General features: G+C 36.2%; 6 protein-coding genes. All 6 read left to right on the plus strand.

Going from position 1 to position 6,694, the window contains the following annotated elements; genetic code table 11:
- Nucleotides 1-552: 552 nt before the first annotated feature.
- On the plus strand, nucleotides 553-1,035 hold the full coding sequence (locus J7E77_RS27485; RefSeq protein ID WP_214718433.1) for a DUF2975 domain-containing protein: 483 nt from the start codon (nucleotides 553-555) through the stop codon (nucleotides 1,033-1,035).
- A gap of 36 nt (nucleotides 1,036-1,071) precedes the next feature.
- Nucleotides 1,072-1,551, plus strand: coding sequence for a DUF2975 domain-containing protein (locus J7E77_RS27490; protein WP_214718435.1), 480 nt, complete (start codon nucleotides 1,072-1,074; stop codon nucleotides 1,549-1,551).
- A gap of 10 nt (nucleotides 1,552-1,561) precedes the next feature.
- A complete protein-coding gene (locus J7E77_RS27495; protein ID WP_214718438.1) occupies nucleotides 1,562-1,780 on the plus strand; it encodes a helix-turn-helix domain-containing protein in 219 nt (72 codons plus the stop codon).
- 685 nt (nucleotides 1,781-2,465) lie between these two features.
- Nucleotides 2,466-3,854, plus strand: a complete 1,389-nt coding sequence (locus J7E77_RS27500) for an aminotransferase-like domain-containing protein (protein WP_214718440.1) — start codon at nucleotides 2,466-2,468, stop codon at nucleotides 3,852-3,854.
- Nucleotides 3,855-3,973: 119 nt separating this feature from the next.
- Nucleotides 3,974-5,272: an MFS transporter gene (locus J7E77_RS27505; RefSeq protein ID WP_214718442.1), complete on the plus strand. Its 1,299-nt coding sequence runs from the start codon at nucleotides 3,974-3,976 to the stop codon at nucleotides 5,270-5,272.
- 596 nt (nucleotides 5,273-5,868) lie between these two features.
- Entirely contained in the window at nucleotides 5,869-6,639 is a 771-nt protein-coding gene (locus J7E77_RS27510) for an SDR family NAD(P)-dependent oxidoreductase (protein WP_214718441.1), read from the plus strand.
- The last annotated feature ends 55 nt before the right edge of the window (nucleotides 6,640-6,694 follow it).

A 6,694-nucleotide genomic window follows, 5' to 3' on the forward strand; every position in this document is an offset into this window, starting at 1 on the left:
GCTGCATGGGTGGCTAACGGGTGCAAGAGTTTAAGAAGGATCGTAAATGCTTAACGGGTTCTCTTTTGGGGTGCAAAAATCAATTTCACAATACATTTTTAACGTGAATTCATACATGAATTCACGTAATTTCTTTCCTTGAAATTACTACACTCTTTGATGTTTTTATTAAAATTCAAGCAGGATTTCGCACACCAATTCTCGAATATGGAAATAATTATTGTACAGTGTGAATTTAACTGTGAATTATCATGTGATTTTTACTCTGAATTATGAAGGAGGAACAGATATGGAGTTTTTTAAACTCAAGAAAACCCAAAGTAGTGGAAATTCGCAGAAGAAACTATTTGAAAGTTTTGTAGAACAAGTTGTAAATTCAACATTTTAAAGTAAGAGCATTTCTTTGTAATGAGAAATGCTTTTTATTTTTGTCAAAATTAAAAGGATATATCAATAACAACAATAATATAATTAAAAACAACATTAGTTTATTGAAAAACGATAAATTGTGTGTTAAAGTCATTTTATCATTAAATCAGTGAGGTGTTTTAAATGAATGTTAAACGAGGTTCAGCCACTTTCTTAAAAGTAATTATTTTTTTGATTGGAATTGCAGTGCTTGCTTTATGTATTTGGTTGCCTGAGATAGCCATTAGAGATGCAAGGGTACATCCAGATACGGCTTACTTTCTAATCCCCTTTTTAGTATGTGCATACGGATTTTGTATTACGTTTTCTGTTGTGTTGTATCAAGCATTTAAACTATTAACGTATATCGAAAGGAACAATGCTTTCTCCGAGTTATCCCTTAAATCTTTGAAGGTTATAAAGAAATGTGCTTTTACAGTCATTTTCTTCATTGTGTTAGGGATAGTAAGCTTAAAGGTGCTTTCTAAAGTTACAGGTGACGATCCAGCAGGTCCAATATCACTAGGTCTAATGAGCATTTTGGCAACAAGTATCATCGCTGCCATTGTGGACGTACTTCAAAAGCCAATAAAAAACATCCTAGAATTAAAACCAAAAAATGATTAACAATTAGATATAAAATTAATTAGCGAGGTGCTTTTTATGAAACAAGTTACGACATTCTTTTTAAAGATAGCTGTTATTTTTATAGGAATCCCAGTTCTTGCATTTTGCATATTTTTGGTGCCTAAGTTCGGGAATTTTGCTGGAGAATTGTATCCAGGCATTGCTTATATGAAATCTCTCGTTTTAATCGATATATACGCGGCAGCGATACCTTTTTACTTTGCTCTGTATCAAGCATTTAAACTTTTAAGCTATATTGATAAGAACCAAGCGTTCTCGGAATTATCTGTAAAGGCGTTAAAGAACATAAAGTGCTGTGCAATTACAATCAGTGGTTTGTATGTATTAGGTTTGCCACTCTTTCGTTTTATAGCGAAGAAAGTTGACCCTCCTATTGGATTTATAGCAATCATCATCATTTTTGCTTCGTTGGTTATCGCCGTTTTTGCTGCTATCCTCCAACGGCTTTTGCAAGAAGCGATTAACATAAAATCAGAAAATGACTTGACGGTCTGAGGTGGAGGATATGGCAATTATTATTAATATTGATGTGATGTTAGCAAAACGAAAAATGAGCGTAACGGAACTTTCTGAGAGGGTTGGAATTACTATTGCGAATCTTTCCATTCTGAAAAATGGGAAAGCAAAAGCGGTTCGTTTTTCAACATTAGAAGCGATATGTAAGACTTTGGATTGTCAGCCAGGTGATATTTTGGAGTACAAAAGCGACGAAGACACTCAATAAAAACAGACAACAAATTTATTTAACGGGAGTCGTTAGAGAATTTAAGGGATAGCCATTAAGCTATCCCTTCTTTGCGTTTATTGATGTTATTTACTCAGAGAATTCCATTGAGAATTGCATTGATATTAGTGACAAAAAATATGATGTGATTTGCAATGTTTGCTTTATTTCCCATTAGACATGTATAAAAAAAGAAAATTCTATCAATTTTAATGGTTGTTTCACTATGCACTAGCACTCCTTTATTTCTAGCATATATTGGATATGAAGGGGGGATTTAAATGCAAAAAAAGAAAAAGAAAAAGCTAGGAAGTAGCCACTCTTGTTCATGTGGACCTGAGTTGAAAATACCAAAACTGCTCAGATCTAGAGATGAGAGGTGTTTTGAAACAGATGGATTATTCTGTTGCATAACTCCTCAGGGAGTAATCTGCATTGAAAAGTGAGAAGATTAAATGCAATAGAAGAGAAGGTGCTTGTTTAACAAACGGGTGCTTTACTTCAATATCTTCTTCAACTAAAGGGGCAGGTTTGTGCAATAAGAGGTTCGATTATTATATTTAAGGACGTAATCTTACTAAGTATGGCTACTCGTATATTCACTAATAGGCATAAAATAAAAAGAGAATTATAATTGTTTTATAAACGGCACAATCATATAATTGTGTGAAAAAGGATGCGTATCATGCCAATTAATTCTTTTGAAAACTATCCGATGAACTGGAAGCCATCGATTGATAAAACCCAAAAGCCTATTTATAAAGCACTCGCAGGGCAATTGGAACAGGATATATTAAACGGCGTTTTATTACCTGGAACCAAACTTCCTCCACAGAGAGAATTGGCTGATTATTTGGATTTAAATCTGAGTACCATTTCAAAAGCTTTTAAAGTGTGTGAGTTAAAGGGCTTGTTAAGTGCATCAGTTGGAAGTGGGACATTTGTATCGTATGATGCATTATCGAATGCGTATTTACTTGAAGATACAAAGCCGAAGCATTTGATTGAAATGGGAGCAACACTACCAGACAATGCTTCTTACGAGCCACTGCTGCTCCAACTAAAAAGTATGCTGCAAGAGACAGATTATGAAAAATGGTTTGGTTATGGTCGGGCAGGCGAAAGCCTTTGGCAAAAGGATGCAGCTATAAAGCTAATCCGAAGAGGTGGGTTTGAAACAACCGTTGATCACATTTTATTTGCAAATGGGGGTCAAAATGCCATTGCTGCTACATTGGCAAGTCTTTGTAAGCCTGGAGATCGCATTGGCGTTGACCATCATACATACCCTGGCTTAAAAACTGTTGCAGCCATGCTTAGTGTGCAAATAGTACCGATAAAATCAGAGAACTATGAAATGAGTCCAACGTCCTTTGAATATGCATGTAAAAATGAAAATATTAAAGGCATTTACTTAATCCCAGATTATCATAATCCGACAGCTTCCTTTATGTCGGTCGAGAATCGAAAAATGATTGCAGCCAATGCCAAAAAGTATAATCAGTTTGTTATTGAGGATGCATCGTACCATCTTCTCAACAAAAAACCGCTTCCAGCGGTCGCAGCATTCGCCCCAGAACAGGTCATCTATATAGCAAGTTTATCTAAATCATTAGCACCAGGGTTACGACTAGCCTATGTAGCAGTACCGAGTCAATTTAAGGAGCCAATTTCAAAGGCACTTTATAATTTAAATATAACAGTTTCCCCGCTATTAGCAGAATTGACAGCACGTATGATTGTATCGAATCAATTTGAAGTCTTAATTGAGGGTCATCGGGAACAAACCATTCTTAGAAACCAAGTCGTAAATCGATATTTGGCAGACTATACATGTCAAGGTGTTGAGACAGGCATCTTTCGTTGGTTGCTATTACCAGGCAAGATAACAGGTGCTGAATTTGAAACGTTAGCTGCACAGCAGGGAGTACAAGTGTATGCGGCTGAACGTTTTGTAGTTGGAAATAGTTGTCCAGAGCGGGCTGTAAGGGTTTCTGTATGTGCACCAAAAACCCTTGGAGAGCTTGCGCAAGGATTGATGATCCTTAAACGTTTGCTAAACGATCTTACCTAATATTGTTTGCCATACAATTATGATATTGTATGGTTTTTTTGTGCGTGTTATGATGATTCAAATCTAGTTGGAGGATTATAAAAAAAAGAATAGAATTTGTTTTCGGAAAGGTAGGTTAGATAATGTTACACAAACAAAGTGTAAAAGTGTTAGACGCTCAATCAGCTCGGTTACAAAGCTACATTAATTCTTCAGAAAAACAAAAATCGTTATACAAGCGAACATTATTCATTGTAAGTATTTCACAAATTTTGGGTGGCGCAGGGTTAGCTGCGGGAGTGACTGTGGGTGCACTTCTTGCACAGCAAATGCTCGGTACAGATGCTTTTGCTGGACTTCCTTCGGCTTTACTTACTTTTGGGTCGGCAGGTGCTGCTTTTTTAGTTGGGAGACTTTCTCAACGTTATGGACGGCGTACAGGTCTGACAGCTGGTTTTATGCTCGGTGGACTTGGAGCAATAGGTGTCATACTTGCAGCAATATTAAATAGTGTTTTCCTTTTATTTACTTCCTTGCTTGTTTATGGTGCAGGGTCAGCAACAAATTTACAAGCTCGTTATGCGGGTACGGACTTAGCAAATAAAAAACAACGTGCAACTGCTATTAGTATTGCTATGGTTTTTACGACATTTGGTGCAGTTGCAGGACCAAATTTAGTAAATGTGATGGGTGATTTTGCCCTTTCGATTGGTGTTCCATCGCTTGCTGGTCCTTTCATTTTAGGATCAGCAGCCTATATCTTAGCAGGTACTGTCCTTTTCATCATGCTTCGCCCAGATCCATTAGTTATAGCAAGAACAATACAAGCAATCAACCAAGAGTCTAGTAATAAAGGGCAATTGGCAACAACTGAACATACAGAAAACAAAAGAGGAATCATCGTTGGAGCAACCATAATGGTCCTTACTCAAATGGTAATGGTAGCTATTATGACAATGACACCAGTTCATATGATGCATCATGGACATGGCTTGGGTGCAGTCGGTCTTGTTATTGGGTTTCATATAGGTGCCATGTATCTCCCTTCACTTGTTACAGGTGCCCTTGTTGATAAGTTGGGGCGTACTGTAATGGCTATTGCTTCTGGAATTACGTTACTTCTGGCAGGTTTAATAGCAGCATTTGCACCAGGAGATTCTATGGTTCTTATGGTAATTGCTCTTTCTTTACTTGGATTAGGATGGAATATTGGTTTGATAAGTGGGACAGCACTTATTATCGATTCAACTAATACCTCCACACGGGCTAAAACTCAAGGTACCGTGGATGTTTTAATTGCGTTGTCAGGGGCTACAGGTGGAGCCATGTCGGGATTGATTGTGGCAGGTTCAAGTTATCTAACATTATCAATTACCGGAGGGATTTTATCTTTATTACTAATTCCAGTGGTGATATGGTCTCGTGGAGTTAGAAAATAGGGCAGATTGTTTAGGAAAATCGGGATTTTTTGTAGAGTATTTTTAAAACTAAGTGGATACTTGAGTAGCAAAGAGTCGATACTTCGGCTCTTTTTTCTTGTTCCTCTAAAGAGCAGTAATGTGGAATTAGAAAAACCGTCATTATTTAATGATTAGTAGACAATTACTGCGTAGTAAAGATTTTCATTTTTGTAGCACATTTTCTGGTTATGCAACCCACCTTCGTTATTGAGTCGGGGGTAGAGTTAGTATTGGATAATATTTAATATTAGGTAAATTAATTTAATTGACGAGTTGGAATTCTGATGTTATTATTCACTTATTCAATTATTCAATTGAATAGTTAATTACTAATCGCATAAATTTTTTCAAGGTGAACAGTAGTTCTGTCAAATCACGAGTTGGAAATAAATTTTCAAAATTAAATCTTACTGTTAGTAGCTAGTTAATATAGTTACCTATTGTAAATGAATTAGTAAAAGGTAACTAAAAACAGTCAATAATATGTTTTTAGGTGAAATTGAACTTGGAAATGATTTCCAATTAGTGATTAATCTAACCACTGAACTAAATAATAAAAATGGAGATGAATGATAATGAGATTTGAAAACAAAACTGTAATCGTAACTGGTGGAGGTACTGGGATTGGGAAAGCCACTGCAAAAAAGTTTTTTGAAGAAGGAGCAAACGTGGTTATTAATGGACGTAGAGAAAATGTGTTAAAGGAATCGGCTTTAGAAATTGACCCAACTGGTAAAAAAGTTTTATATGTAGCTGGTGACATCAGTAAAAAGGAAACTTCGCAGAATTTGGTTAAAAAAGCTGTAGAAGTGTTTGGTGGTGTAGATGTATTAGTTAATAATACAGGGAAATTTAATCCAACACCATTCCTTGATCATACAGAGGATGATGTACAATCTTATTTAGATACAATCGTTAAAGGAACATTCTATCCTTCTCAAGCAGTTATCCCAGAAATGAAAAAACGTGGAGGAGGAGCAATTGTAAATACTGGTTCAATGTGGGCAATTCAAGCAGTGGAAGCAACTCCTTCATCTGCATACTCTGCTGCAATGGCAGGAAGACATGCTTTAACAAGAAATTTAGCCGTAGAATTCGCTGGCGATAACATTCGAGTAAATGCAGTAGCACCTGCAGTTGTTGAAACACCAATTTACAATACTTTTATGTCAGAAGAACAAGTAGCGGAAGTGTTACCAACCTTTAATGCGTTTCATCCTATTGGACGCAATGGTACTCCAGCAGATGTAGCAAATGCAATTTTATTCCTTGCGGATGATTCATCATCATGGATTACAGGCATTATAATGCCACTTGATGGTGGAGTTACAGCTCGATTAAGATAAAAATAAAAAAGGAGCAATCATAAAAATGATTGTTCCTTTCAGACTGTCGACAAAT

Source organism: Bacillus sp. ISL-77, from assembly GCF_018613105.1.